The following is a 23120-nucleotide window of genomic DNA, read 5'->3' on the forward strand; positions in this document are numbered from 1 at the left end:
CGTAATTCGACCGAGCATTAATGGCAGCAACGACTGAGACGACAGCAGGGAACGCACCGGAAGGAAACCCGGTGGACCGTCTGCGCGAGGCATTCAACCGACTCGGCAGCCAGCAGAAGATCGTCTTGATGGTGGCTATTGCTGCGCTCATTGCATTGGTCGTGGGCGCTATCCTGTGGAGCCGCCAGCCTGACTGGAAGGTGCTCTTCTCGAATCTCACGGAAAAGGATGGCGGTTCCATCGCAGCCGTTCTCGAGCAGCAAAACGTCCCTCACCGTTACAGCGATAGCGGCGCCTTGCTCGTGCCTTCGGAACGCGTCCATGAGGTTCGCCTGAAACTCGCTTCGCAAGGCCTTCCACGAGGTGGCATGGTCGGCTTCGAGTTGATGGAAAACCAGAAATTCGGGGTCAGCCAGTTCGCTGAGCAGGTCAATTACCAGCGCGGCCTTGAAGGCGAACTGGCGCGGACCATCCAGTCGATTGCATCGGTGCAGTCGGCTCGCGTTCACCTGGCCATTCCCAAACCGTCGGTATTTGTTCGCGAAGAGCAAAAACCGACCGCTTCGGTCATGCTCAACCTCTACCCCGGCCGTACGCTCGATGGAGGACAGATTGCCGGCATCACGCACCTGATATCGTCCAGCGTCCCCCAGTTGCCAGCCTCGAATGTGACGGTACTCGACCAGAGCGGCGCCCTGCTGTCGCAACTGAAGAGCAAGCTTACCGAGGCAGGACTGGACCCGACGCAAATCAAGTACGTGCGCGATGTCGAAAACAGCATCATCAAGCGTATCGACGAAATTCTCAGCCCGCTGCTGGGCAGCGACAATTTCAAGGTACAGGTCGCAGCCGACATCGATTTTTCACAAACCGAACAAACGGCCGAAAGCTACCGCCCAAACAACACGCCGGAAAGCAGCAGCATCCGCAGCCAGCAAAACAATGAAACCGCCAGCGTCAATCAGGCCGCAGGCGGCGTTCCTGGTGCGCTGACCAACCAGCCCCCGGTGCCGGCCACTGCGCCGCTGACGCAACCGGCAACCGGCACGACTCCAGGCCAGCCGGCCAAAGCCGGCGAGCCACAGGGCAAGATCGACGCCGCAGGGGTAACCGCCCCGCTCAATGCTGCCGGACAACCGATCAACACCAGCAAGAACGCGACGATCAACTATGAACTGGACAAGACCATCCGCCACACCCGGCAGGGGATGGGCAATATCCGGCGTCTTTCCGCGGCAGTCGTCGTCAATCATCGCAAGGATGTCGACAAGACGGGCAAGCCGATGACCAAGGCAGTTCCTGACGCTGAAATGAAGCAGATCAACGAATTGGTTCGCGAGGCAATGGGGTACACCAAGGAACGCGGCGATACGCTGTCGGTGGCCAACGCCCCATTTACCGCCATCGACAAGAGCGAAAACGAGCTACCGATCTGGAAAGACCCGGAGAGCGTTTCTTACGCCAAGGATATTCTCAAGTTCCTGCTGATCGCCGCCATCGTTGCCTTCCTCTACCTGAAGGTTATCCAGCCGTCCCTGAAAACCATGTTCCCGCCGCAGCATGAAGGCGACAGACGTGCGGGCGATGGCGCAGGAGGCGGTGCAGGCGGGATATTCGGTGGCACGCTCGGCAGCGACGAAGAAGCTGGCGAAGACGGCGCAACCCAGGTGCATATCGATCACTATGCCGTGAAGATCCAGAAGGCCAGGGATTTTGCCGCGAAGGATGCGAAGGCAGTAGCCAACATTATCAAGGACTGGATGGGCGTCAATGGCAACTAGCCCGGAAGAAGGCCTCGAAAAGAGTGCCACGCTACTCATCGCACTGGGTGCCGATCACGCCGCAGAAGTCCTCAAGCAACTGGGGCCGCGCGAGGTGCAGAAGCTTGGTCACGCCATGGCATCGCTCAAGTCTGTCCCACGGGCCAAGGTAGAGGCCATCCTGGACGAATTTCAGAAGATCGCCGAGGAACATTCGGCCATGCACGTCGATACCGATGATTACATCCGCTCGGTGCTGACCAAGGCGCTCGGCGACGACAAGGCATCGAACCTTATTTCGCGCATCCTGCAAAGCGGGGAAACCTCCGGCATCGAGGGCCTGAAGTGGATGGATGCCGGAACGGTAGCCGACCTGATCAAGAACGAGCACCCGCAGATCATCGCCACCATTCTGGTGCACCTCGAGCACGATCACTCCAGCGAAATCCTCAACCACTTCACCGAACGCTTGCGCAACGACGTCGTGCTGCGGATCGCCACGCTGGAAGGCATCCAGCCCACCGCCCTGAAAGAGCTGAACGACGCGATGGCGCGCATTCTGGCCGGCTCCACCAGCGTCAAGCGAACAGCGATGGGCGGGGTGCGGACGGTTGCCGAAATTCTCAACTTCATCGGCACAGCCAATGAAACCTCGGTCGTCGACGCCATTCGCGAGTACGACCCCGATCTCGCCCAGAAGATTCTCGACGAAATGTTCGTATTCGAGAACCTGATGGATATCGACGATCGTTCGATCCAGCTGATCCTGCGCGAAGTTCAGTCCGATTCGCTGATCCTGGCTCTCAAAGGCGCCTCGCCGGAACTGCGCGAGAAAATCTTCAAGAACATGTCGCAACGTGCCGCCGAAATGCTGCGCGAAGATCTCGAATCCAAAGGCCCGGTTCGCCTTTCCGAAGTCGAGGCCGAACAGAAGGAAATCCTCAAGGTCGTCCGTCGCCTTGCCGACGAAGGACAAATCGTCCTCGGTGGCGCCGGTGGCGAGCAGATGGTCTGATTCCGCCCTGAACCATGATCATTCCCAAAGAGGAACTCACCCACTATCAGCGCTGGCAGGCCGGATCTTTCGATGCCAAGCCCCAGGCAGTCGCCGAGACACGGACGCCGTCACCCGACGTTCATGCCCCTCCCGCCCAGGAGCTACCAGCGAGCGAAGAATTCAAACTGCCAACCGCCGAAGACATCGAGCGGATGCACGAAGAAGCTCGCAACACGGGCTATCAGGCCGGCTTTGAAGAAGGACAGGTGGCTGGCGAACAACAAGCCCGCGAAATCGCCGAAGCCCGGGCGCAGCACTTTCTCTCCCTGATCGGCAATCTGAAAAATTCGGTCGCCGACCTGGAACAAACCGTCGCCGAACAACTGCTCGCGCTGGCCATTGAAATCGCCGCTCAAGTCACCCGCAGCGCCATCAATATCAAGCCCGAGCTGCTGCTGCCGGTGATTCGTGAAGCCGTGAGTTCCTTGCCGATGCACCACGCCCACGTTGTGGTGCGCTTGAACCCGCTGGATATCGAGCATGTGCGCGCCGAAGCAGGTGAGCAACTTGCCCAGATCGGTGCTCAACTCATTGAAGACAGCTCGGTATCCCAGGGCGGATGCCTCCTGCAGGCGGGGGCCAGCGAAGTCGATGCCACCATCGAAACCCGCTGGAAGCGGGTTCTTGAAGCAATTGGAACAGAGCCTCAGGAATGGCTGAACCCCTGACCCCCTGCGAGTTGCCTGACCACCCGACGCGCTGGAACAGCTTTCTGCAAAATTGCGGCACGGCGGCCAGTAATTCCCAGCCGCTTTGGCCGGTTGGACGTCTGACTCGAATCAACGGTCTGGTCATGGAAGCGGCCGGCCTGAAGCTTCCGCTCGGCAGCACCTGCAAGATTTACCCGTCCAGTGGCGCACCGATTGAAGCCGAAGTCGTTGGCTTTGCCGGCGAAAAACTTTACCTGATGCCGTCCGACGACGTGTATGGGCTTGCTCCGGGCTCCAAGGTGGTCGCCGTCGAATCGCCCAATGCGCTGCCGAAGGTCGGTGGCCCACCGCCATTCCGCCGCCGCGCCATCGACCGGGCCAAGCAAGGGCCGGTCGGCGAGGAACTGCTGGGCCGCGTCTTGGACGGCGTCGGCCGCCCCCTCGACAACAAGGGGCCATTGATCACGGCCCAGACACGACCGCTGCAAAGCCGGCCGGTCAACCCGATGTCGCGCGCGGCCATCCATCAGCCGCTGGATGTCGGCATTCGCGCCATCAATGCGCTGCTGACCGTTGGCCGAGGCCAGCGCATGGGGCTGTTTGCCGGCTCGGGCGTCGGCAAGTCAGTGCTGCTCGGCATGATGGCCCGCTACACGGAAGCGGAAGTGATTGTCGTCGGGCTGATTGGCGAACGTGGCCGAGAGGTCAAGGAGTTCATCGAACAGATCCTTGGCGAAGAGGGCATGCGGCGTTCAGTCGTCGTTGCCGCCCCGGCCGATACCGGCCCCTTGATGCGACTGCAAGGCGCGGCCTACGCCACCACCATTGCCGAATATTTCCGTGACCAGGGAAGACACGTCCTGCTGATCATGGACTCCCTGACGCGCTACGCCATGGCGCAACGCGAAATCGCCTTGGCCATTGGTGAACCACCGGCCACCCGCGGCTATCCGCCTTCCGTATTCGCCCGCCTGCCCCAACTGGTCGAACGGGCCGGCAATGGCCAGGAAGGGGGCGGTTCAATCACGGCGTTCTATACGGTTCTGGCCGAGGGCGATGACCAGCAGGATCCGATTGCCGACTCGGCGCGAGCGATTCTTGACGGCCACATCGTGCTATCCAGAACCCTCGCTGATGCCGGCCATTACCCGGCGATCGACATTGAACAATCGATCAGCCGGGCCATGGTCAACCTGATCGACACACCCCATCTGGACCAGATTCGCAAGTTCAAGGTCTTGTTCGCCCGCTATCAACGGTCGCGCGACCTGATTTCCGTCGGCGCCTATGCCCCGGGTTCCGACCCCGTTCTCGACCAGGCAATCAGCCTCTATCCGAGGATGGAACACTTTCTGCAGCAGCAATTGATCGAGCAGGCCGATTTTCCCGGTAGCCTGGATGCACTGAAGTCGCTTTTCTGATAACCGATGACCCAGCCCTTCTCGCTCCTGCCGCTGCTTGAACTGATGCAAACCCGAACCGATGAGGCAACACGCCAACTCGGCCAGTTGATCGCAGCGGAACAAAACCAACGCAGCCGTCTTCAGATGCTCGAGCAGTACCGCGAGGAATATGCGCAACGCCTGCGGGAAGCCACTCAGCAGGGGGTTACCCGGATGATCCTGCGCAACTACCAGGATTTCCTGGCCCGCATCGATGAGGCAGTTGAGCAGCAGAAAGCCGCTGTCGAGAACTCCGAACGCAGCACAAAGGCAGGAAAAGAACACTGGCAGGCCCAGAACAAGCAATTGAAAGCCATTGATACGCTGTCGCAGCGTCACGACGCCCGTGAGCGCTATCGGGAAAACAAGCAGGACCAAAAACTCCAGGATGAGTTTTCGACCCGAAAATACGGAATCAGGGAAGATTCGGACAGCTAGGCGCCTTAGTGGGCACGTATATTGCTGAAAACTCCTCGATATTTCCATTCTCGAGGGGCAAGCATGGGCCTGAGTGTTATTTCCAACGTAGCATCCGCCACAAGTCTAAAGACATCGGCGGCGGCTCCAGAAGCCTCCGAAGGCCAGCCCGGCGAATTCGCTGCCCTGCTTTCCGGGCAAACCCTGGCGGCAATGATGGCATTGGCGGGTACCGAGGCAACCAAGAGCGCGACGACCCAGAGCAGCCAACAAGATGGCGGCGTGGAGAGCGGCGACTTGAAGGGGGATGAAAGCAGCTTGCCTCTTGACCCGGCGGCACTCGTCGCGATGATTGGCAATTCCCAACAGCAACCGGCGACAGTGCTTCCCGCTCAGGTTACGGGAGATGCGCTGAACTCTTCCTCGGACAAGAACCCGCTAATGGCAACCCTGCAACAACTTGGCGGAAAAACCCAGAATCCCGCCGAGGCAAGCGCAAACCAAGCTGCGACCACTTTGGCAGAAAGCGCAGTAGCTGCTGACAATCTCGCGACCGATGCGGCAAATATTGCCGCATCTTCAGAAAGCGCCGGCGAAACGATCAACTTCAGCGCCAGCCTGACCACTGCCTTGCAGCAGAAGGGCTCCACCTCCGGACAACAAGTGACGGTCAGCGCCCCCTTGCACACAGAAACCTGGCCACAACAGTTTGGCGAAAAAGTCGTCTGGCTAGCCAGGAATGATCAACAAACGGCACAGATCAACATCAACCCGCCACAACTCGGGCCGATACAAATCACCCTGAACCTGAGTGGCGATCAAGCCACCGCCGTATTTGCCTCGCCACACCCCGATGTCCGCCAGGCGATCGAATCCTCGATGCCGCAATTGAAAGAAATGCTTGCTACGGCAGGCATCAGTTTGGGTGACACCAATGTTGGTGCAAACCTGGCTCAGCAAAATCCGAACAACCCCTTCCCGACGCCAAACAAGAACCAATCGGTGCTTGAAAACGCTATACTCCCGGCCAATGACAATGCGCCAAACGCAGGCATCACTCAGGTTCTGCACAAGGGCCGTGGGCTGGTAGACCTGTTCGCGTGACAAACAAGGGTTTCTAGACAGGAGGACACATGGCCAAGGATGCCAAACCAGCGGAAGAGGGTGCGGAAGCCCCCAAAAAAAGCAAAAAACTGTTGATCATCATCCTGGCTGTGGTCTTGTTGGTGGTACTTGGTGGTGGTGGCGCGGCCTATATGTTGCTCAAGAAGGGCGAACCGGAAGAAGGTGACGAGGAGGTCGCCGAAGAAACCGCCAAGCCCAAAAAGAAAGACAAGAAAAAGGATGCTCACGCCGCGCCCGTTTTCGTCAATCTTGATCCGTTTACCGTGAATCTGGTTCCGGAAACCGGCGACCAGTATCTCCAGGTAGCACTCTCCCTCGAACTCGAAGACGCGTTGGAAGAACCGACTCTCAAGGCTCAGATGCCGAAGATTCGCAACAACCTGACCCTGTTGCTCTCCTCGAAAAAAGCATCCGAACTTTTGCCGAAGGAAGGCAAGGAACAGTTGGCTGAAGCGCTGAGGGACGAAATCAACTCGGTGATCGAGCCGCCCAAGAAAAACAAGAAGGGTGAAGTTGTCGCACCGGAAGGCCCGGTCAAGTCCGTCCTCTTTACTTCCTTCATCATCCAGTAAGGAGCCATGGCCGGCGACTTTCTCTCTCAGGACGAGGTAGACGCCCTACTCAAGGGCGTTACCGGCGAAACTGACGAACCCGAAGCAAGCGAGGGTGAAGGAGGGGGCGTTCGCGCCTACAACATCGGCACCCAGGAACGGATCGTCCGTGGCCGGATGCCGACCCTGGAACTGGTCAACGAACGCTTCGCTCGCTACCTGCGGATTGGCTTGTTCAATTACATGCATCGGAACGCCGAAATTTCAGTCGGCCCGATTCGTGTCCAGAAATACAGTGAGTTCATTCGCAACCTGGTCGTTCCGACCAACCTGAATCTGGTCATTGCCAAGCCCTTGCGGGGTACGGCCTTGTTCGTCTTCGATCCGAACCTGGTCTTTCTGGTGGTGGACAACATGTTCGGCGGCGATGGGCGCTTCCACACCCGTGTCGAAGGGCGAGACTTCACTGCTACCGAGCAACGCATCATCCAGGGCTTGCTCAATGTCGTCTTCACCGAATACAGCAAGTCCTGGAAACCGGTTTACGACATCAACTTCGAATACATCCGGTCGGAGATGAATTCGCAGTTCGCCAATATTGCGACCCCTTCGGAAATCGTTGTCTCGACCACCTTCACACTGGAATTTGGTGGTGCGACGGCAGACATGCATATCTGCTTCCCCTACTCCATGCTCGAGCCGATCCGCGACCTGCTTTACAGCACGATGCAGAGCGACCAGCTTTCATCGGACAAACGCTGGATCGGCACCTTGCGCAAGCAGTTGCAAGGCGCAGAGGTGGAGATCGTCGCACTACTCGGTTCGGGCAAGATAACACTCGGCCAGATACTCAAGCTGAAGGTGGGCGATGTCATCCCCCTTCATATCCCGGATAAGATTGAGGCCTTGGTCGACAGCGTCCCGCTGATGGAATGCACCTACGGGCAGCAAAGCGGCCAATATGCGCTGAAGGTCGATCGATTCATTGCCTCCTCGCCCGAAACACCGCAGGCCGAACCGGCAACAGGAGAAAAAAATGGCTGACGAAATGGAAAACATCGAGAATACGGCGACGGAAGATGACGGCCAGATCAGCGAGGACGATTGGGCTGCCGCGATGTCCGAACAGGCTATCAGCGATGCACCTGCCGCGCTGGCCGCGCAACCGGCTGATATCTTTCCATCATTCGGCGGCAACGCCGGCAATGCCGGCATGATGAACGAGCTCGACATGATTCTGGATATTCCCGTCCAGATCACCGTCGAACTCGGTCGAACCAAGATCACTATCAAGAACCTGCTTCAACTTGCCCACGGCTCGGTCGTTGAACTGGATGCCATGGCCGGTGAGCCGATGGATGTCATGGTCAATGGCACGCTGATCGCTCAGGGCGAGGTCGTGGTGGTTAACGACAAATTCGGTATCCGCCTGACCGACATCATCACGCCCTCCGAACGGATGCGTAAGCTCAATCGCTAAACGCCCTGCCGAGTTTCGATTAAGATAGCGGACTACTATCTCCGCACACGGGCTTGGCTTTGTCACGTTTCCTCCTCCCGCTCATTCCTTTTGCCGCACATGCCGGAGAGGCCGCTCCCGTGGGCGTTTCCACGGGCACATATTTTCAGGCAGGCCTCGCTCTTGCCCTGATTGTCGGCCTTCTGGCAGCCACCGCCTGGCTCGCCCGCAAGGTTTCCGGCGGCAAGGGATTTGGCCAAGGCGGCATGAAGGTGGTCGGCGGAGTGGCGCTCGGGCCGCGCGAAAGGATTGTTCTGCTCGAAGTGGGCAACGAGTGGCTGGTTATCGGCATCGTACCGGGCCAGATTCGCACCCTGCACCGGCTTGAGAAAGGCACTCTTTCCGATGGGGCGCTACCAGCCTCGGCCGACAAACCCTTTGCCCAGTGGCTGCATGGCATTGCCAACCGTCAAAGCCATGAATAAACGTCTGGCGCTCATAACACTGGCGCTCCTGTTGCCGACAGGACTCGCCTTCGCCCAGGCCGCTGGTGGCTTGCCGGCAGTGACCAGCACGCCCGCCGCGGGCGGTGGCACGACGTATTCGCTGACAATCCAGACGCTACTCTTGATGACGGCACTAACCTTCATCCCGGCCATCGTGCTGATGATGACAGGCTTTACCCGAATCGTGATTGTCCTTTCCCTGCTGCGCCACGCCATGGGAACCCAGACTGCCCCACCAAATCAGGTGGTCGTCGGACTCTCGCTGTTTCTCACTTTTTTTGTGATGAGCCCGGTGCTGGAAAAGGTCTATACGGACGCCTACGTTCCGCTATCGGAAAACAGGATCAACATCATGCAAGCGGCGGATCGAGCCGCCATTCCAATGCGTGGATTCATGCTCAAACAGACAAGGGAGTCCGACCTGGCCCTGTTTGCCGGCATCGCAAAAATCGACAAGATCGAAAAGCCCGAAGACACGCCGCTGCGAATTCTGGTCCCCGCCTTCGTGATCAGTGAATTGAAGACGGCGTTTCAGATTGGCTTCATCCTGTTTATCCCCTTCCTGGTCATCGACATGGTCGTCGCCAGCCTGCTGATGTCAATGGGCATGATGATGATGTCACCGGTCATGGTCGCCTTGCCATTCAAACTGATGCTGTTTGTTCTGGTCGATGGCTGGCATCTGGTCATCGGCTCGCTGGTGCAAAGTTTTTCGCCATGACGCCGGGAACGGTGATGGAAATCGGCCGGCAGGCCATCGAGGTCACGCTGTTGGTCTCTGCCCCCATGCTGATCACAGCGCTCGTCGTCGGACTGATCGTCAGTATTTTCCAGGCGGCCACCCAACTGAACGAATCCACATTGCAGTTCGTGCCCAAACTGGTGGCCATGTTCGTGGTGCTGCTGCTCACCGGGCCGTGGATAATCCAGTACATGGTCGACTACATCCAGCGCCTGTTCGGCAGCATTCCGCAACTGATCGGCTAGCATGATCAGCATCGGGTCAGCCCAGATCGATGCGTGGATTGTGGCCTTTGTCTTTCCGCTGGCCCGCATCCTGGGATTTATCGCCACGGCCCCGCTCTGGGGCACGGCCGGCATTCCGAGGCGAACTCGCCTGATACTGGCCATCTCGATCGCGGTGGCCATCACCCCCACCCTGCCGCCTATGCCAAGCGTTCAGCCGGGGTCGCTATCCGGCCTGTGGATACTGGCCCAGCAAATGCTGATCGGGATCGGCATGGGATTCGCTGCCAAGATCGTATTCACGGCCTTCGACTTGGCAGGTGAATTCATCGGCGCCCAGATGGGCCTGGGTTTTGCCACTTTCTACGACCCGCTCAATTCCTCACAAACGCCGGTCATCGCCGAATTCATCAACCTGATCGCCCTGCTCCTGTTTCTTTCCATGAACGGGCATCTGCTTTATCTGGCCACGCTAGCGCAAAGCTTCTCGGCTATCCCGGTGAGCGCCACGCCACTCGGTGCAGCATCCTGGCTGAATCTGGCCGAACTGGGGAGCAAGATATTCTCGGCGGGGCTGCTGCTGTCCCTGCCGATCGTCGTGGCACTGATGATCACCAACGTAGCCTTGGCCGTGCTGACCCGCGCCGCACCGCAGTTGAACCTGTTTGCCCTCGGCTTTCCGCTGACCTTGATGGGCGGCTTCGTTGCGCTGGCAATCAGCCTGAACTACCTGGCTTCCCCGCTGCAAGGCATTTTTGAATTCGGGATGAGTGCCATGCTTGGCTTTGCCACCACTCAAAACTGATGCCGCAACTAATTCTGCAGGAAAGAGTCAGCCTGCTGACGCTGGACCAGTCGGATCGTTCCTTCGGCCACTCGCCGGGCACCGATGGTCTGTGAGTCGATACCCTCCGAATACTCCATGATCTGATAACTGCCAAAGCCCTGCTCATATTGCAGCTGGGAGGCCCGACGCTTGAGAATCTGGATCGACTCTCCGGCCCCACCGGTGTGGTAACGCTTCATTTTCATCGAGAAACGATAGGTGCTGTCGTTCAGGCGGGACTCCTCGATTTCCCAGTTTGGGGCCAAGGGATCATAGACGACATAAGCCACCGCCCCCAGGGCCGCGGCGGCCACCAAGGTCGACATGGAAACGGCTGTGCCGGCAGTCAGCTGGATGGCCTTGTCAGGAATCAGGGGCGTACCTCCGCCGCTGGTCGAACTGCAGCCGGACAGGGCAAGCACTGCGCTCAACACGGCCAGCGGGACAAAACCGACTTTCATATGTAGCTGAACAGCGACAATTGCGCCGTTTTGGCAAAGGTTGCCTGCGTCGCCTCCAATTGCAGCTTCTTCTGGGAAATCTCGGTAATCGCCTTGGCGTAATCGAGATCTTCGATATCCGACAGTTGCTGGGCGTATTGCAGCGAGCGGTCCTCAGCGGTATTGGTCATGCTTTCCAACGAAGACTGGCGAGCACCGACGGTCGCCTGGTTGCGCAGGACGTTGTCGATCGAGGCATTGATGTTTTTCAGTGCATTGGTGTAGAGGGGGCTACCCGCCGATCCCCCCGGCGTATTGAGGAAGGTGATCATGTCCTGCACGGACTGGAACATCGACTGTCCAGTCGAAACACCATTCGAATCGACAACATTTACAAATACATCGTTGCCACTCAGGTTGGTCGTCACGAACTGGCTGGCCGTCACCTGCAGCTTTTGCTGGCCGTCATCGCCGTTATACGTTACCGGCGACCCGGTGAAGGGCGTAATCGTCGACTGGAAACCGGCAAAGACATAACGCCCGTTACCGTCCTGGGTATTGGCCAGGCTGACCAGGCTGTCCAGGCGCTCAGACAGCTCGGCGGCGATCGCCTTCCGGTTGGAATCGGAATAGGCGCCGTTACCGGCGGCAATCGACTTCTCGTAAATATTGACCAGTTCTTCGTTGATGCCTTGCAAGGTGCTGTCCAGCGCCGACAACTTGCTATCGGCCGCTCCCTGGTTTTTCAGGTACAACTCGTTGACTGCGGACGACTGGGTGACCATCAGGGCTTGGGCGGCGCCGATCGGATCATCCTTCGGCGTGACGATACGCCGCCCGGTGCTGACCTGGTTTTGTGCGGAATAAAGGTCGCTTTGCAGATTCTGGATACCGGCGGTTCCGCCGTTGTAAATCTGCATGGTGCTGATGCGCATGCTCATGACGTTCTCCTGCGATTACCGGCCGATCGACAACAGGGTGTCGAATAGATTGGACGCAATTTCAATAACCTTGGCCGATGCCTGATAAGCCTGCTGATACTCGATCAGCTTGGCTGCCTCTTCATCACTATTGACCCCGGATACCGCCTCACGGGCGGCGACGGCCTGATTAAGCAGGCTGGTCTGTGCCACCGACGAAATTTCCGCCGAGGCGGCCTTGTTGCCGACATCGTTGACGAAGGCGGCGTAGTTGTCCTGATAGGTCGCGTTGGCGCCCAGCATGGTGTTTTGCGTCTGCAAGTTGCCGAGCTTGACGATATTGCGGCCGTCTTCTACACCGGTCGCTGCCGCCAGGGTAAAGCTGTCTCCGTTGTTCGGAGCACCAGAAAGAACCAGCGACACCCCAGACCATCCCCCGCCGTTAATGGCGATGGTCGCACCAGCGGTGTAGGGCACCGAGGATGGCATGGTGTAGGTGTTAGTCGTCGCACCGGCAGTGACGGTAACCGTACCTGTTGCCGGAAAGCCGCTGAGCGAACCTGCGTTGTAGCTCAGTGACAGCGCACTGCCCGTAGTAAAGCCTGCGGAATAAGAAACAGAGCTCACGCTGCCCGTTCCTGTGTTGGCGGCCGCACCTCTGGCAACTGCCTCCGATAGCCCGGCGGCGATCAGTCGCGGATCGGCTGAAATTTTGTCGCTGATGGCGAAGTTACGCGCTGCATCACGTGTCGGCTGGATCAGGTAGCTGTCTCCATTGACAAAACCGACTGCTGGGTCAAGCGAAAACCCCTGAGGGTCTGTAGTCAGTTGGGTATTGATGGCCCCCACGTTGGCTCCGGTCCACGAGGTATTGTCCGACAGCCGGGTCAGGGTCAGGGCGCCGGACTCAAAAGACAGACGATAATCGCTGGCTGTCAGATTCGAGTAGTAGTTCGTCCCGTTGGTTGTAACCGGATCCAAGGTGATGGAAACAGTCGGGCTGCCAGTTGCGTTTTTCGAATTTGGGATGACATCGGGCGTGCCGACCGAAAAGAACTCGCTGACGAAATTGGCGCTGCCATTGGCGTTGCCGAGCAAATCCCGACCCAGCGCGTGCTGTGCATTGAAGGTTTGGGTGAAGCTCGTTGCCATCAGGCCCAGTTGATTGAACGAAGCGTCCAGCGCCTCGCTGCGGAAACTGAGCAAGCCACCGAGCTTGCCGCCGCTGATCAGCGACTCCGGCAATTCCTGAATGTTGCCCGTCGGCCCGACCAGGCCGATAACGTTACGCGACCGGTCGGCCGAGGCCGGTTCGGCCGACATCATGGTGACCTGCGAGCCAACGACGAGTTGCTGGCCGCTACCGACAAAAACGTTGTAGCTGCCATTAGTATTGCTCGTCACCGTTACCTTGACGAGTTCATTGAGGTCGGCAACCAGCTTGTCGCGCTTGTCGTAAAGGTCGTTGGCGGGCTGGCCGCCGATGGCGCCGGCAGAAATGATCTTTTCGTTCAGATCGGCAATCTGCGTGCTGTAGGTATTGATCTGACCGACGGTATCCCTGACCTGGGAATTGATCCCCGCCTCGATCTCGGTCAGGCGCTCGTACATGCTGCGATAACCGGTCGTCATCGTTTCGGCCGCCGAAACCATGGACTGGCGTGCCGAGATCGACGATGGATTGGTGGCCACGGACTGCGCCGCATCGAAAAACTTCTGCATCAGCGGCGTCAGCCCGGCCTCCTTGTCGGCCAGCATGTTGTCGATCTGCGAAACCTGGGCGTAATAGGTGTCGAGCGCACTGACGTTGGTCTGCGCATTGAGTACCTGGGTGGTCAGCGCCTGGCTGAACATGCGTTCGACCGTAACTACATGCACCCCCTGGCCAATGCCGCCGGCACCGGTCATCACACTCGGATTCGACGCCTGGAGGGTGCGCTGACGGGTATAACCTTCCGTGCTGAGGTTGGAAATGTTGTTTCCGGTAGTCAACAAGCCGGCCTGAGCGGCATTGATGCCGGTCATGGCGATACTGATCAAACCGCTGCCCATGAATTTTCTCCTTCCCGCCTGTTAACGGCACAAACGGGATTTACTTGACCCTTAGCCGACCAGCGCCATGCGCAAGGTCGGGCCGTTGATGATCCGGTTCAGCTTGTCGGCGTAGGCCGGATCAGTGGCATAACCTGCCCTCTGTAATCCTTTAGCAAACTCCGCGCCATCTTGCGAACCGATCACGCCGCCATAGCGCGGGTTGTTGCGCAGCAGGTTGGCATAGTCGCGGAAAGCCTCTTCGTACGAGCCATAGGAGCGGAAACGCTCGACCGTGGACTGGGCCTGGCCACCTACGTATTCGGTGGTCGCCGCCTCCACGGAGGAACCGTTCCAGCTCTTGCCGGCCTTGATGCCGAACAGGTTGTGGCTGGCCGAGCCATCGCTCTGGCGGATCTCGTTACGCCCCCAACCGCTCTCCAGGGCCGCATGGGCAACGAGGAACTGGGGAGAAATACCGGTGGAGCGCGAGGCTTCAACCGCATGCGGCCAGACACGGCCGACGAACTCGCGGGCCGACAGCGGCAGCTCGGCATCGCTCATCGCAGCACCAGCCGCCTGATTCGTCACTGGGGTCGTTGCCGACTGCGTGGCGGCATAGGCCGCCGAAGTCGGCACGGACGAGGGTACGGCCAGCGTGCGCAGATGACGCCCATCAGATCCCGACAAGGGCAGCGCATTGCCGGCAGCGGCAGCATTTGCCGGCACCGTCTGTTCGGCAGTTGCCTGGCTAGCCGCGAGGTTCTTGCCCAGTTGCTGCTCGATCAGGCGGGCAAAACCGATGCCCTTGCCGCTGCCAGCCATGTTCTGCGCCATCTGCTGGTCGAGCAGGCCGGTATAGAAGCGCGAACTGTCACTGTTGAGCAGGCCATCCTGCGGCACGGTGTCGCGCATGCTTTTCATCACCTGTTGCAGAAACAGGGCCTCGAACTGCTGTGCGGCTGCCTTCAGGCCCTCCTGCGGATTCTTGGCGAACTGGGTGCGCAGATCCTGCGCCGACTTGATGTCGAATGCCGCCCGGTTCGGCTGATTCTGGGTATTGATCGCCATCGCCGTCAGATCACTTCGAGTTCAGCGCGCAAGGCACCGGCGGCCTTCATCGCCTGCAGAATGGCCAGCAGATCCATCGGGTTGGCGCCCAGGGCGTTGAGGGCCTTGACCACCTCGGCCAGACTGGCGCCAGCCTTCACGTTCATCAGGCTGCCGTTGTCCTGCTTGACCTGGATATCGGCGCCCTGCCCGAACTGCGGTTGCGGCGCATCGACGACAACCGACAGGTTGCCATGCGCCACGGCACACGCATCCAGCGCCACCTTCTGGTTCATGACCACCGAACCGGTGCGCGAATTGACGATGACACGTGCCAGGCCGACGACCGGCTGGATTTCCAGGTTATCGACACGACCAAGGAAGGCGACCCGGGCATCGCTGTCTTCCGGCACTCGCACCGCGATGCGTCGACCATCGATGGCCTGCGCCGTACCCGGCTGGGTGATCTTGTTGATGGCATCGACCATTTTCTGTGCCGTGCCAAAATCGGTATTGGCCAGTTCGTAATAGACCATGCCACCCTGGCCGAGCGCCGTCGGAACCGCTCTCTCGACCGTTGCCCCGGCCGGGATGCGACCGGCCGACAAGTGATTGACCGTCACCTTAGAACCACCGGACGATGCGCCGGCACCGCCGACCAGCACATTGCCCTGGGCCATGGCGTAGACCTGGCCGTCGGCACCTTTCATCTGCGTCATCAGCAGGGTGCCGCCGCGCAGGCTCTTGGCGTTGCCCATCGACGAAACCGTCACGTCGATCGGCTGACCGGGCCGGGCGTAGGCCGGCAGGCTGGCGGTCACCATCACAGCGGCCACGTTCTTCAGCTGGAGTTTCTGGGACTGTTCAGCCGTCAGATTCACGCCCATCTGCGACAGCATGTTGCCGATGGCCTGGGTAGTGAACGGGGTCTGCGTCGTCTGGTCGCCGGTATTGTCGAGGCCAACCACAATGCCGTAACCGAGCAACTGGTTGCTACGCACGCCCTGGATGCTGGCCAAATCCTTGATGCGCTCGGCCAGAACAGGCTGGCTCCAGAGCGGCAGGATACAGACGACCAGAATTGCCGCCTGCCGGAACACTTTGCCGCTATTTGCCTTCATGTCACGCCTCCGCCATTTGATTCCTAGAATGGCAGTACATTAAGGAAGAAGCGTGCCAGCCAGCCCATGGCCTGCGATTCGGCCATCTGCCCGGAGGACTTGTACTCGATGCGGGCATCGGCAATCTTCGACGACTCAACCGTATTGGTCGCATCGACGAAGCTCGGGTTGACGACCCCGGAAATACGCACGAATTCCTGTTCCTCGCCGACTGATACCTGCTTCTCGCCGGATACCAGCAGATTGCCGTTGGGCAACACGTCAATCACGGTCACCGTCATGTTGCCGTTGAATATGTTGTTGCTGGCGGCCTCGCCCTTGCCGCTGAACGCCGTCGAACTGCCGGCCGACAGCTCGGCCGATCCCGGCATGATGCGGCTGAACAAGCCGGTAGAGGCGCCGATGGAAGCCTTCTGGGTATTCGACTTGTCCACCTTGTTGTTGGACTTGGTCGATGCCGTGGTGCTCTCGGTAATCTTGACCGTGATCGTGTCACCAACGTAACGAGCGCGCCGATCCTCGAACAGGGGACGGGCCGACACCGCCTGGTAGATGGCACCATTGGCATTGACCGCCTCGTAGCGCGGGGTCGGCCGCATGCTCATCGGCTGGTGCACGTTGGTCGGCGGCACCGTCGAACAGGCTGCCGTCGCCAACAGGAAGAGCCAGGACAGGTTTTTCATGGTCTTACCTCACAACTGGGTGAGCCGCCCCAGCATGGCGTCGGAGGTGGATACCACCTTCGAATTCAATTCGTAGGCGCGCTGCGTCTGGATCATGGTGACCAGTTCCTCGGCCACGTTGACGTTGGACGTTTCGACGTAGCCCTGATTGACAATGCCGGCACCGTTGGTGCCCGGGGTGTTCGGGGTCGGCGTGCCGCTGGCGGCAGTTTCCAGGAAGAGGTTCTGGCCGATGCTCTGCAGGCCGCCCGGGTTGATGAAGGTCGCCAGCTGAATGCTGCCGATCTGGGTCGTTGCGGCGGTACCCGACTGGGTGATCGATACCGTGCCGTCCGTACCGATGCTGACGCTCAGGGCATTGGCCGGAATGGTGATGTTCGGCTGCACCGGGTAACCGTCGGCCGTCACGATCTGGCCCTGGTTGTCTTTCTGGAAGGAGCCGTCGCGGGTGTAACCGGTGGTGCCATCCGGCAGCAAGACCTGGAAGAAGCCATTGCCCTGCACGGCAACATCGAGCGAGTTGTCGGTCTTCTGGATGTTGCCCTGCGTGAAGATGCGCGCCGTGGATACCGGGCGCACACCGGTGCCCAGCTGCAGGCCGGAGGGAATCTGCGTCTGTTGCGACGACTGGGCGCCCGGCTGGCGCAGGGTCTGGTACAGCAAATCCTCGAATACGGCGCGGCCGCGCTTGAAGCCATTGGTGCTGACGTTGGCCAGGTTGTTCGAGATGACATCAAGCTGGGTCTGCTGGGCATCAAGGCCGGTACGCGCAATCCACAGGGAACGGATCATGATTTTTTCCTATCGGGATATCAGGCATTCAGTGACAACAACTGGTCAGCGCGCTGGGCGTTGGTATCCGCCGTCTGCAACATCTTGACCTGCATTTCGAACTGGCGGGCCAGGCTGATCAGGTTGACCATCGAATCGGTCACATTGACGTTGCTGCCCTCCAGCGTGCCGGAAGCCACCTTGACCCGCTCATCGGCGGCAGCCGGCTGGCCGTTACGCTGACGGAACAGACCGTCAGCGCCGCGGACCAGATCGGCCTCTGGCGGATTGACCAGCTTGATCCGGCCGATGGCGTTGGCGTTGTTCGGCGTACCGAAGTTGGGCACCACCGACACCGTACCATCCGGCGCGATCTCGATGATGTTGTCGGGCGGGATGTTGATCGGGCCGCCGTCGCCGAGCACGGTATGGCCACTCTTGGTCTGCAGCAGGCCGATGACATCGACATCCAGGCTACCGGCGCGGGTGTAAGCCTCGCTGCCATCGGGCAACTGCACGGCGATCCAGCCCTTGCCATTGACCGCCACATCGAGGTTACGGCCGGTGAACATCAACGGCCCCTCGTCCATCACGTCGCTGACCGACGCATCCACCGTGAACGCCCGCGTCGGCATGCCTTCGCCGATCACCGGCACGGCACGGAAGCGATGCTCCTGCGCCTTGAAGCCGATGGTGCTGGCGTTGGCCAGGTTGTTCGCCGTACCGGCCTGCTGCATGAAGACATGCTTGGCGCCGGTCATCGCGGTGTAGATCAGGCGGTCCATGCGGTTAGCCTCGTCCTACTTAGCGAATATTGACCAGGGTTTGCATGATCTGGTCCTGGGTCTTGATCGACTGGGCGTTCGCCTGGTAGTTGCGCTGCTGGACGATCATGTTGACCAGTTCGCCGGTCAGGTCGACGTTCGACTCCTCGACCGCACCGGACTGAAGAACACCGAGCGTTCCGGTGTCGGGCGTACCGACCTTGGGCTGGCCCGAGCTTGCGGTTTCAATCCAGGCGTTGTTGCCGACCGACATCAGGCCGTTCGGGTTGGTGAAGTTGGCAAGGACGATCTGTGCCAGGTTCTTGGTCTGGCCGTTGCTGTAGTTGCCCTGGATGACACCATCCGGACCGATCGACAGGCCGGCCAGGTTGCCCGAGGTATAGCCGTCCTGGGTCAGCTCGTTGACGCTGAACTTGGCACCGAATTGGGTGGAATCGCGGTAGTCGATGGGGAAGGACAAGGTAGGGGTAGCGCTGTTGGTCAAACCATTGGCGTTCATTACCCCAGTCAAATCAATGGTGACGTTGCTGGCGGCAGTCGGAGAAATCAATGTCCCACCGGAATTGAAATTCAACCGGGTTGCACCCATCGATGGCGTCAGACTCTCACCATTGACCCCATCCACCTGGTAGTGAACATTCCAGGCGCCGGTCGTACCTGCCGCATCGGTACCCGCTACGGCATCCTTGGTGAAATACATCGTCATGCTGTGCGGATTACCCAGCGAGTCGTAGATCGTCAGTGCCGTCGAGTAATTGTAGGTATTGGTGTTCGGAGCTTGGGTGGCAGTCGCCGGCGTCACCCAGGTCTTCGTCGCCTGGGTTGAGTCCAGTTGCAGCGAGGCAAAGACCCCGGACCGGGACGAGCCGCTGGCCCCGGTCGCCACCGGATCGATACTGCGCGTCGAGATACGCAGGGACTCGGGGGTACTGGCCGTGATCAGGCCGGCGGCATCGGCGATGTAGCCGGTCACGTTGTCCTGTGTGTCATTGACCAGGAAACCGTTGGCGTCGATATGGAACTGGCCGTTGCGCGAGTAGGTCACCGCACCGTCCTGCGACATCCGGAAGAAACCGTTGCCATTGATCGCGATATCGAGCGAGTTGCTGGTCGTCGTGATGTTGCCCTGCGTGTATTGCTGCACGATGGCGCTGGCCGAGACACCGATACCGACCTGAGAGGCGCCGCCGCCCGACAGCGAGGCAGCATAGACGTCCGCGAAATGGGTGGCCGCTCCCTTGAAGCCGACGGTGCTGGCGTTGGCGATGTTGTTGCTGGTGACATCCAGCGCCTTGGAGGAAGTATTGAGGCCGCTCAGCCCTTGTTGGAATGCCATTGCTGTCTCCCGAAATTACATGAATTGCAGTACGTCATCGAAAGCGACCGTTTCGCCCGAGGAAAGCTCAAGTACGAAGGAGGTGCCGCTTCTTACTACAGCAGATACCGTGCCAAGTTGAATCGGCGTCGTGCTTACCTTGCTGCCATTGGCGCTCGCCTCGACCGAGAAGCTGTAGTTGCCGTCGGGCACTTGCGTTCCGTTGGCGTTCTTGCCGTCCCACTCGAAGGCGACGGTGCCGGCTGGCTGCTTGCCCAGCTCCTGGGTCTGCACGGTCTTGCCGGTGCTGTCCTTGATGGTGACGATGACCGAGGTGGCTGAACTGCCCAATGTTGCCGCGCCCTGTGCCTGACCGTTGGTCAGCGCCAGGCGATTGCCTTCGACCAGCACGTTGGAGCCGATGGCACCGGCCGCCTGCAGTGCTTGCGAGGTGTTGTACGAGGACAGCAGGGTGGTCAGTGTCGTGTTCAGCCCCTGGATACCTTCGAGCATGCTGATCTGGGCCAACTGCGAGGTCATCTGCGCGTTGTCCATCGGGTTCAGCGGATCCTGATTCTGCAACTGCGTGGTCAACATGGTCAGGAAGCTGTCCTGCATATCCTGGGCTGTCTTGCTCTTGCTGGTGCTCGAGCCATTGCTGCCGTTCAGCGTCTTGATCAGATCGTTGGTGCTGGAGGTCGAATTGACGGTGCTCATGGGGATGTACTCCGGTTAGCCTTGGCCGATGCTCAGGGTGCGCAGCAGCATGGTCTTGGCGGTGTTCATGACCTCGACGTTGGTCTGGTAGGAACGAGAGGCGGAAATCATGTTGGTCATTTCCTCGACCACGTTGACATTGGGAAAGGCGACATAACCCTTCTCGTCGGCAACGGGGTTCTTCGGGTCATAGACCATGCGGGGAGGCGAGGCGTCGTCGACTACTTGACGAACCCGAACGCCCTTGGACAACTCGCCGGTGTTGCCCATCGGCGTTGCTTCAAAAACCACCTGCTTGGCACGGTACGGCTTGCCATCGGAAGACACGACGCTGTCAGCATTGGCCAGGTTGGAGGCCACGGCGTTGAGGCGCATCGACTGGGCTGTCATGGCGCTCGATGAAACCTGGAAGACATTGAAAAGACTCATGATTGCACCTTAGGAGTTGGTTGAAGCCAGGGCGCTGCGTATGCCCTTGAACTTGTCGCCAATCAACTGGGTCAGGATCTGATATTGCATGGCGTTGTCGGTGATCTGGGCGCGCTCGACATCCATGTCGACCGTATTGCCATCGACCGCCGACTGGGTTTCCTTGCGGTACTGGAGTTGTGCAGTGCCGCTGCCACTGCCGCCGCTGATATGGCCGGCCGAGGTGGTGGCCAGTGCAATGCCGCCAACCTGCGCACGGCCGGACAGGGCGTTCTGCATGGCGGTCCCGAAGTTGAAATCACGCGCCTTGTAATTGGGCGTATCGGCATTGGCAATATTTGAGGCCAGAGCCTGATGGCGCTGCGTACGCAGATTCAGGGCCTGACTGTATACCGATAGGTGTTGTTCGAGATTTGCCATCATTCGCTCCAGAGTTCGGTCTTTTAAAAGCACGCTCCGTGCCACACCTCAGGTAAAGCTTTTTGCCGGGAGTTTTTGGCCTGAGCGGCAAGGTAATCGGCAAAACTTGCCGCAAGAGATGGTCAGGCCAACGGTGAGTCAGGCAAAATGGCCGCATGCTGCTTCGTTACCTCTGCCTCACCTTGATCCTGTTTTGCGCTGCCGGACTCCGCGCAGCCGAGATGGATATCGTCATCGACACCGCCGAACGTTTTGCCCGCCTGCAAACGCAGGGCTTGCCAGGCAAGGTTCAGCTGACCGTCGGCAAGCTTGATGTCAGCCGCCTGCCACCTTGTACGGCACATGAAGGTTTCCTGCCGCCAGGCACGCGCCTGAGTGGTCGTACGCATGTCGGCGTGCGCTGCCTTGGCCCCAATGTGTGGAGCGTCCTGGTCCCCGTTCAGATCGCCATTTCCGGCCACTATGTCACCACCGCCCGTCCGCTTGTCGCCGGGCAGACCCTGGCTGCGGCCGATCTGACGTTGATATCGGGCGACCTGGCCGCCCTGCCCACCGGCACCATCACCGACCCGCAAGCGGCGATCGGCAAGACCTTGCGCAATTCCCTGGGTACTGGCCAGCCCTTGCGCAGTGATCAGCTGCAGGCGCCGCTGGTCATCCGCCAGGGGCAGTCGGTACGCGTGGTGTCCCGCGGTAGCAGCTTCGCCGTGACGGCGGAGGGCCGCGCCCTGAACAATGCCGCGGAAGGCCAACTCGCGCAGATCCGCATGACCTCGGGGCAGACCGTCAGCGGTATCGCCCGTGCCGATGGCAGTGTAGAAATTTCCTTTTAGACTAAAGTTTTAAATGGCCATGCCGTTAAACTGGTCAAGTCCTAAAGTTTCGAGAAGATCGCCATGAAGATCGACAGCACCTACAAGCCCGCCAGCACAGCCGTTTCAGGCAATACCGCCAGCCGCCAGCAAGCAGCTCCCACCCCTGCCCAGGATGCAGTCAGCCTGAGCCAGTTGGCCGGCAGCCTGCAAAGCATGGAGCAGCAACCGGTGAATACGGCTCGCGTTCAGGAAATCAAGCAGGCCATTTCGGAAGGTCGTTTCAAGATCAATCCGGAGGCTATCGCTGACCGCCTGATCGAATCCGCCCGCGACCTGATCAGCAAATCAAGTAATCAGCGCCAGGCCTGATGTCAAGCATCGCCCAGCTGATCGAACGGGAAATCGTGCTGATTTCCCGTTTTGTTTCATTACTGCAGCAGGAGCAGGACACGCTAAAGCACGCACGCATCGCCGAGTTGCCGGCGTTGACGACAGAAAAATCCGCGCTGGTCGAACAGCTCAACACCCTGGAAGCCGACCGGCTGCTCGCCATTGGGGTCAAACAGAACGAGCGGGCGCCGTTGGCTATGGAAGCTTGGCTGAAGAACAACCCGGACGAACGCCTGGCTGCTGAAAGCTGGCTAAAACTACTGGAATTGGCTCGACAAGCCAAGAGCGCGCATCAGATTAACGCCCGACTGCTCGACATGCATGCCCGGCAGACGACCGAACTGCTGGCGGCCCTGACTCGTCAGGTCGAGAAACCGGCACTTTATGGCGCCAGTGGCCAGACCATGCCGGCGAGCGGCAGCCGGATTATCGATTCGGCCTGAAGCCCCGTGCGCGACGACTGCCCAGAAAATG

At 59.5% G+C, this 23120-nt stretch carries 28 protein-coding genes; 16 read left to right on the forward strand and 12 right to left on the reverse strand.

Annotated features, from left to right (window positions below; genetic code table 11):
- Nucleotides 1-71 precede the first annotated feature (71 nt).
- The 13 genes from fliF to fliR all read left to right on the forward strand — a co-directional run bounded on the left by fliF (nucleotide 72) and on the right by fliR (nucleotide 10738).
- Entirely contained in the window at nucleotides 72-1781 is a 1710-nt protein-coding gene (gene fliF / locus KI617_RS15515; protein ID WP_226447764.1) for a flagellar basal-body MS-ring/collar protein FliF, read from the forward strand.
- Complete coding sequence (gene fliG / locus KI617_RS15520; protein ID WP_226447766.1) at nucleotides 1771-2775, forward strand: flagellar motor switch protein FliG; 1005 nt, start codon at nucleotides 1771-1773, stop codon at nucleotides 2773-2775. Before fliF ends, fliG begins: the two co-directional genes overlap by 11 nt.
- Before the next feature lie 14 nt (nucleotides 2776-2789).
- Nucleotides 2790-3485, forward strand: a complete 696-nt coding sequence (locus KI617_RS15525) for a flagellar assembly protein FliH (RefSeq protein WP_226447768.1) — start codon at nucleotides 2790-2792, stop codon at nucleotides 3483-3485.
- Nucleotides 3470-4888 (forward strand): flagellar protein export ATPase FliI, encoded by a 1419-nt coding sequence (gene fliI / locus KI617_RS15530; RefSeq protein WP_226447770.1) that lies wholly within the window; start codon nucleotides 3470-3472, stop codon nucleotides 4886-4888. The genes KI617_RS15525 and fliI overlap by 16 nt, the downstream gene beginning before the upstream one ends.
- Before the next feature lie 6 nt (nucleotides 4889-4894).
- Entirely contained in the window at nucleotides 4895-5347 is a 453-nt protein-coding gene (fliJ, locus tag KI617_RS15535; RefSeq protein WP_226447772.1) for a flagellar export protein FliJ, read from the forward strand.
- 21 nt (nucleotides 5348-5368) lie between these two features.
- Nucleotides 5369-6430, forward strand: coding sequence for a flagellar hook-length control protein FliK (locus KI617_RS15540; RefSeq protein ID WP_226447773.1), 1062 nt, complete (start codon nucleotides 5369-5371; stop codon nucleotides 6428-6430).
- A gap of 29 nt (nucleotides 6431-6459) precedes the next feature.
- Complete coding sequence (locus KI617_RS15545) at nucleotides 6460-7023, forward strand: flagellar basal body-associated FliL family protein (RefSeq protein ID WP_226447775.1); 564 nt, start codon at nucleotides 6460-6462, stop codon at nucleotides 7021-7023.
- Nucleotides 7024-7029: 6 nt separating this feature from the next.
- Entirely contained in the window at nucleotides 7030-8046 is a 1017-nt protein-coding gene (gene fliM / locus KI617_RS15550; RefSeq protein WP_226447777.1) for a flagellar motor switch protein FliM, read from the forward strand.
- Nucleotides 8039-8482 carry a flagellar motor switch protein FliN gene (fliN, locus tag KI617_RS15555; RefSeq protein WP_404826733.1) on the forward strand — a complete coding sequence of 148 codons (444 nt, stop codon included), beginning with the start codon at nucleotides 8039-8041 and terminating at the stop codon, nucleotides 8480-8482. The genes fliM and fliN overlap by 8 nt, the downstream gene beginning before the upstream one ends.
- Nucleotides 8483-8601: 119 nt before the next feature.
- Nucleotides 8602-8946, forward strand: a complete 345-nt coding sequence (fliO, locus tag KI617_RS15560; protein WP_226447779.1) for a flagellar biosynthetic protein FliO — start codon at nucleotides 8602-8604, stop codon at nucleotides 8944-8946.
- Entirely contained in the window at nucleotides 8939-9688 is a 750-nt protein-coding gene (gene fliP, locus KI617_RS15565) for a flagellar type III secretion system pore protein FliP (protein ID WP_226451896.1), read from the forward strand. Before fliO ends, fliP begins: the two co-directional genes overlap by 8 nt.
- Nucleotides 9685-9954, forward strand: coding sequence for a flagellar biosynthesis protein FliQ (gene fliQ, locus KI617_RS15570; protein ID WP_226447781.1), 270 nt, complete (start codon nucleotides 9685-9687; stop codon nucleotides 9952-9954). The genes fliP and fliQ overlap by 4 nt, the downstream gene beginning before the upstream one ends.
- Nucleotide 9955: 1 nt before the next feature.
- Entirely contained in the window at nucleotides 9956-10738 is a 783-nt protein-coding gene (fliR, locus tag KI617_RS15575) for a flagellar biosynthetic protein FliR (protein WP_226447783.1), read from the forward strand.
- 8 nt (nucleotides 10739-10746) lie between these two features.
- Here fliR and KI617_RS15580 read toward each other — a convergent pair whose 3' ends face one another.
- The 12 genes from KI617_RS15580 to flgB are packed head-to-tail and all read right to left on the reverse strand — an operon-like array spanning nucleotide 10747 to nucleotide 21444.
- Nucleotides 10747-11220, reverse strand: coding sequence for a hypothetical protein (locus KI617_RS15580; RefSeq protein WP_226447785.1), 474 nt, complete (start codon nucleotides 11218-11220; stop codon nucleotides 10747-10749).
- A complete protein-coding gene (gene flgL, locus KI617_RS15585; RefSeq protein WP_226447787.1) occupies nucleotides 11217-12140 on the reverse strand; it encodes a flagellar hook-associated protein FlgL in 924 nt (307 codons plus the stop codon). The genes KI617_RS15580 and flgL overlap by 4 nt, the downstream gene beginning before the upstream one ends.
- Nucleotides 12141-12155: 15 nt before the next feature.
- Nucleotides 12156-14171, reverse strand: a complete 2016-nt coding sequence (gene flgK, locus KI617_RS15590) for a flagellar hook-associated protein FlgK (protein ID WP_226447789.1) — start codon at nucleotides 14169-14171, stop codon at nucleotides 12156-12158.
- A 51-nt stretch (nucleotides 14172-14222) separates the two neighbouring features.
- Nucleotides 14223-15221: a flagellar assembly peptidoglycan hydrolase FlgJ gene (gene flgJ, locus KI617_RS15595; RefSeq protein ID WP_226447791.1), complete on the reverse strand. Its 999-nt coding sequence runs from the start codon at nucleotides 15219-15221 to the stop codon at nucleotides 14223-14225.
- A 5-nt stretch (nucleotides 15222-15226) separates the two neighbouring features.
- Entirely contained in the window at nucleotides 15227-16321 is a 1095-nt protein-coding gene (locus KI617_RS15600; RefSeq protein ID WP_226447793.1) for a flagellar basal body P-ring protein FlgI, read from the reverse strand.
- 23 nt (nucleotides 16322-16344) lie between these two features.
- On the reverse strand, nucleotides 16345-17004 hold the full coding sequence (locus KI617_RS15605) for a flagellar basal body L-ring protein FlgH (RefSeq protein WP_226447795.1): 660 nt from the start codon (nucleotides 17002-17004) through the stop codon (nucleotides 16345-16347).
- 9 nt (nucleotides 17005-17013) lie between these two features.
- On the reverse strand, nucleotides 17014-17796 hold the full coding sequence (gene flgG, locus KI617_RS15610) for a flagellar basal-body rod protein FlgG (RefSeq protein WP_226447797.1): 783 nt from the start codon (nucleotides 17794-17796) through the stop codon (nucleotides 17014-17016).
- A gap of 20 nt (nucleotides 17797-17816) precedes the next feature.
- Nucleotides 17817-18560: a flagellar basal body rod protein FlgF gene (locus KI617_RS15615; RefSeq protein WP_226447799.1), complete on the reverse strand. Its 744-nt coding sequence runs from the start codon at nucleotides 18558-18560 to the stop codon at nucleotides 17817-17819.
- 19 nt (nucleotides 18561-18579) lie between these two features.
- Entirely contained in the window at nucleotides 18580-19896 is a 1317-nt protein-coding gene (gene flgE / locus KI617_RS15620; protein WP_226447801.1) for a flagellar hook protein FlgE, read from the reverse strand.
- A 15-nt stretch (nucleotides 19897-19911) separates the two neighbouring features.
- Nucleotides 19912-20592 carry a flagellar hook assembly protein FlgD gene (locus KI617_RS15625; RefSeq protein ID WP_226447803.1) on the reverse strand — a complete coding sequence of 227 codons (681 nt, stop codon included), beginning with the start codon at nucleotides 20590-20592 and terminating at the stop codon, nucleotides 19912-19914.
- Between the two features lie 15 nt (nucleotides 20593-20607).
- A complete protein-coding gene (flgC, locus tag KI617_RS15630) occupies nucleotides 20608-21021 on the reverse strand; it encodes a flagellar basal body rod protein FlgC (RefSeq protein ID WP_226447805.1) in 414 nt (137 codons plus the stop codon).
- A gap of 9 nt (nucleotides 21022-21030) precedes the next feature.
- Nucleotides 21031-21444, reverse strand: coding sequence for a flagellar basal body rod protein FlgB (gene flgB / locus KI617_RS15635; protein ID WP_226447807.1), 414 nt, complete (start codon nucleotides 21442-21444; stop codon nucleotides 21031-21033).
- A gap of 152 nt (nucleotides 21445-21596) precedes the next feature.
- On the opposite strand from flgB, the gene flgA reads away from it, so the two are divergent.
- The 3 genes from flgA to KI617_RS15650 all read left to right on the forward strand — a co-directional run bounded on the left by flgA (nucleotide 21597) and on the right by KI617_RS15650 (nucleotide 23089).
- Entirely contained in the window at nucleotides 21597-22274 is a 678-nt protein-coding gene (gene flgA / locus KI617_RS15640) for a flagellar basal body P-ring formation chaperone FlgA (RefSeq protein ID WP_226447809.1), read from the forward strand.
- 63 nt (nucleotides 22275-22337) lie between these two features.
- Entirely contained in the window at nucleotides 22338-22625 is a 288-nt protein-coding gene (gene flgM / locus KI617_RS15645) for a flagellar biosynthesis anti-sigma factor FlgM (RefSeq protein WP_226447811.1), read from the forward strand.
- Nucleotides 22625-23089 (forward strand): flagella synthesis protein FlgN, encoded by a 465-nt coding sequence (locus KI617_RS15650; protein WP_226447813.1) that lies wholly within the window; start codon nucleotides 22625-22627, stop codon nucleotides 23087-23089. Before flgM ends, KI617_RS15650 begins: the two co-directional genes overlap by 1 nt.
- Nucleotides 23090-23120: the final 31 nt, after the last annotated feature.

The sequence above is a fragment of the Ferribacterium limneticum genome (assembly GCF_020510625.1).
Classification (GTDB): domain Bacteria; phylum Pseudomonadota; class Gammaproteobacteria; order Burkholderiales; family Rhodocyclaceae; genus Azonexus; species Azonexus limneticus_A.

Bases quoted from the DNA above. Each gene is read 5' to 3' on its own strand.
- fliG (WP_226447766.1), top strand. From the start codon at position 1,771: ATGGCAACTAGCCCGGAAGAAGGCCTCGAAAAGAGTGCCACGCTACTC.
- KI617_RS15525 (WP_226447768.1), top strand. From the start codon at position 2,790: ATGATCATTCCCAAAGAGGAACTCACCCACTATCAGCGCTGGCAGGCC.
- fliI (WP_226447770.1), top strand. From the start codon at position 3,470: ATGGCTGAACCCCTGACCCCCTGCGAGTTGCCTGACCACCCGACGCGC.
- fliJ (WP_226447772.1), top strand. From the start codon at position 4,895: ATGACCCAGCCCTTCTCGCTCCTGCCGCTGCTTGAACTGATGCAAACC.
- KI617_RS15545 (WP_226447775.1), top strand. From the start codon at position 6,460: ATGGCCAAGGATGCCAAACCAGCGGAAGAGGGTGCGGAAGCCCCCAAA.
- fliM (WP_226447777.1), top strand. From the start codon at position 7,030: ATGGCCGGCGACTTTCTCTCTCAGGACGAGGTAGACGCCCTACTCAAG.
- fliN (WP_404826733.1), top strand. From the start codon at position 8,039: ATGGCTGACGAAATGGAAAACATCGAGAATACGGCGACGGAAGATGAC.
- fliP (WP_226451896.1), top strand. From the start codon at position 8,939: ATGAATAAACGTCTGGCGCTCATAACACTGGCGCTCCTGTTGCCGACA.
- fliQ (WP_226447781.1), top strand. From the start codon at position 9,685: ATGACGCCGGGAACGGTGATGGAAATCGGCCGGCAGGCCATCGAGGTC.
- fliR (WP_226447783.1), top strand. From the start codon at position 9,956: ATGATCAGCATCGGGTCAGCCCAGATCGATGCGTGGATTGTGGCCTTT.
- KI617_RS15580 (WP_226447785.1), bottom strand. From the start codon at position 11,220: ATGAAAGTCGGTTTTGTCCCGCTGGCCGTGTTGAGCGCAGTGCTTGCC.
- flgL (WP_226447787.1), bottom strand. From the start codon at position 12,140: ATGAGCATGCGCATCAGCACCATGCAGATTTACAACGGCGGAACCGCC.
- flgK (WP_226447789.1), bottom strand. From the start codon at position 14,171: ATGGGCAGCGGTTTGATCAGTATCGCCATGACCGGCATCAATGCCGCT.
- flgJ (WP_226447791.1), bottom strand. From the start codon at position 15,221: ATGGCGATCAATACCCAGAATCAGCCGAACCGGGCGGCATTCGACATC.
- KI617_RS15600 (WP_226447793.1), bottom strand. From the start codon at position 16,321: ATGAAGGCAAATAGCGGCAAAGTGTTCCGGCAGGCGGCAATTCTGGTC.
- KI617_RS15605 (WP_226447795.1), bottom strand. From the start codon at position 17,004: ATGAAAAACCTGTCCTGGCTCTTCCTGTTGGCGACGGCAGCCTGTTCG.
- flgG (WP_226447797.1), bottom strand. From the start codon at position 17,796: ATGATCCGTTCCCTGTGGATTGCGCGTACCGGCCTTGATGCCCAGCAG.
- KI617_RS15615 (WP_226447799.1), bottom strand. From the start codon at position 18,560: ATGGACCGCCTGATCTACACCGCGATGACCGGCGCCAAGCATGTCTTC.
- flgE (WP_226447801.1), bottom strand. From the start codon at position 19,896: ATGGCATTCCAACAAGGGCTGAGCGGCCTCAATACTTCCTCCAAGGCG.
- KI617_RS15625 (WP_226447803.1), bottom strand. From the start codon at position 20,592: ATGAGCACCGTCAATTCGACCTCCAGCACCAACGATCTGATCAAGACG.
- flgC (WP_226447805.1), bottom strand. From the start codon at position 21,021: ATGAGTCTTTTCAATGTCTTCCAGGTTTCATCGAGCGCCATGACAGCC.
- flgB (WP_226447807.1), bottom strand. From the start codon at position 21,444: ATGATGGCAAATCTCGAACAACACCTATCGGTATACAGTCAGGCCCTG.
- flgA (WP_226447809.1), top strand. From the start codon at position 21,597: ATGCTGCTTCGTTACCTCTGCCTCACCTTGATCCTGTTTTGCGCTGCC.
- flgM (WP_226447811.1), top strand. From the start codon at position 22,338: ATGAAGATCGACAGCACCTACAAGCCCGCCAGCACAGCCGTTTCAGGC.
- KI617_RS15650 (WP_226447813.1), top strand. From the start codon at position 22,625: ATGTCAAGCATCGCCCAGCTGATCGAACGGGAAATCGTGCTGATTTCC.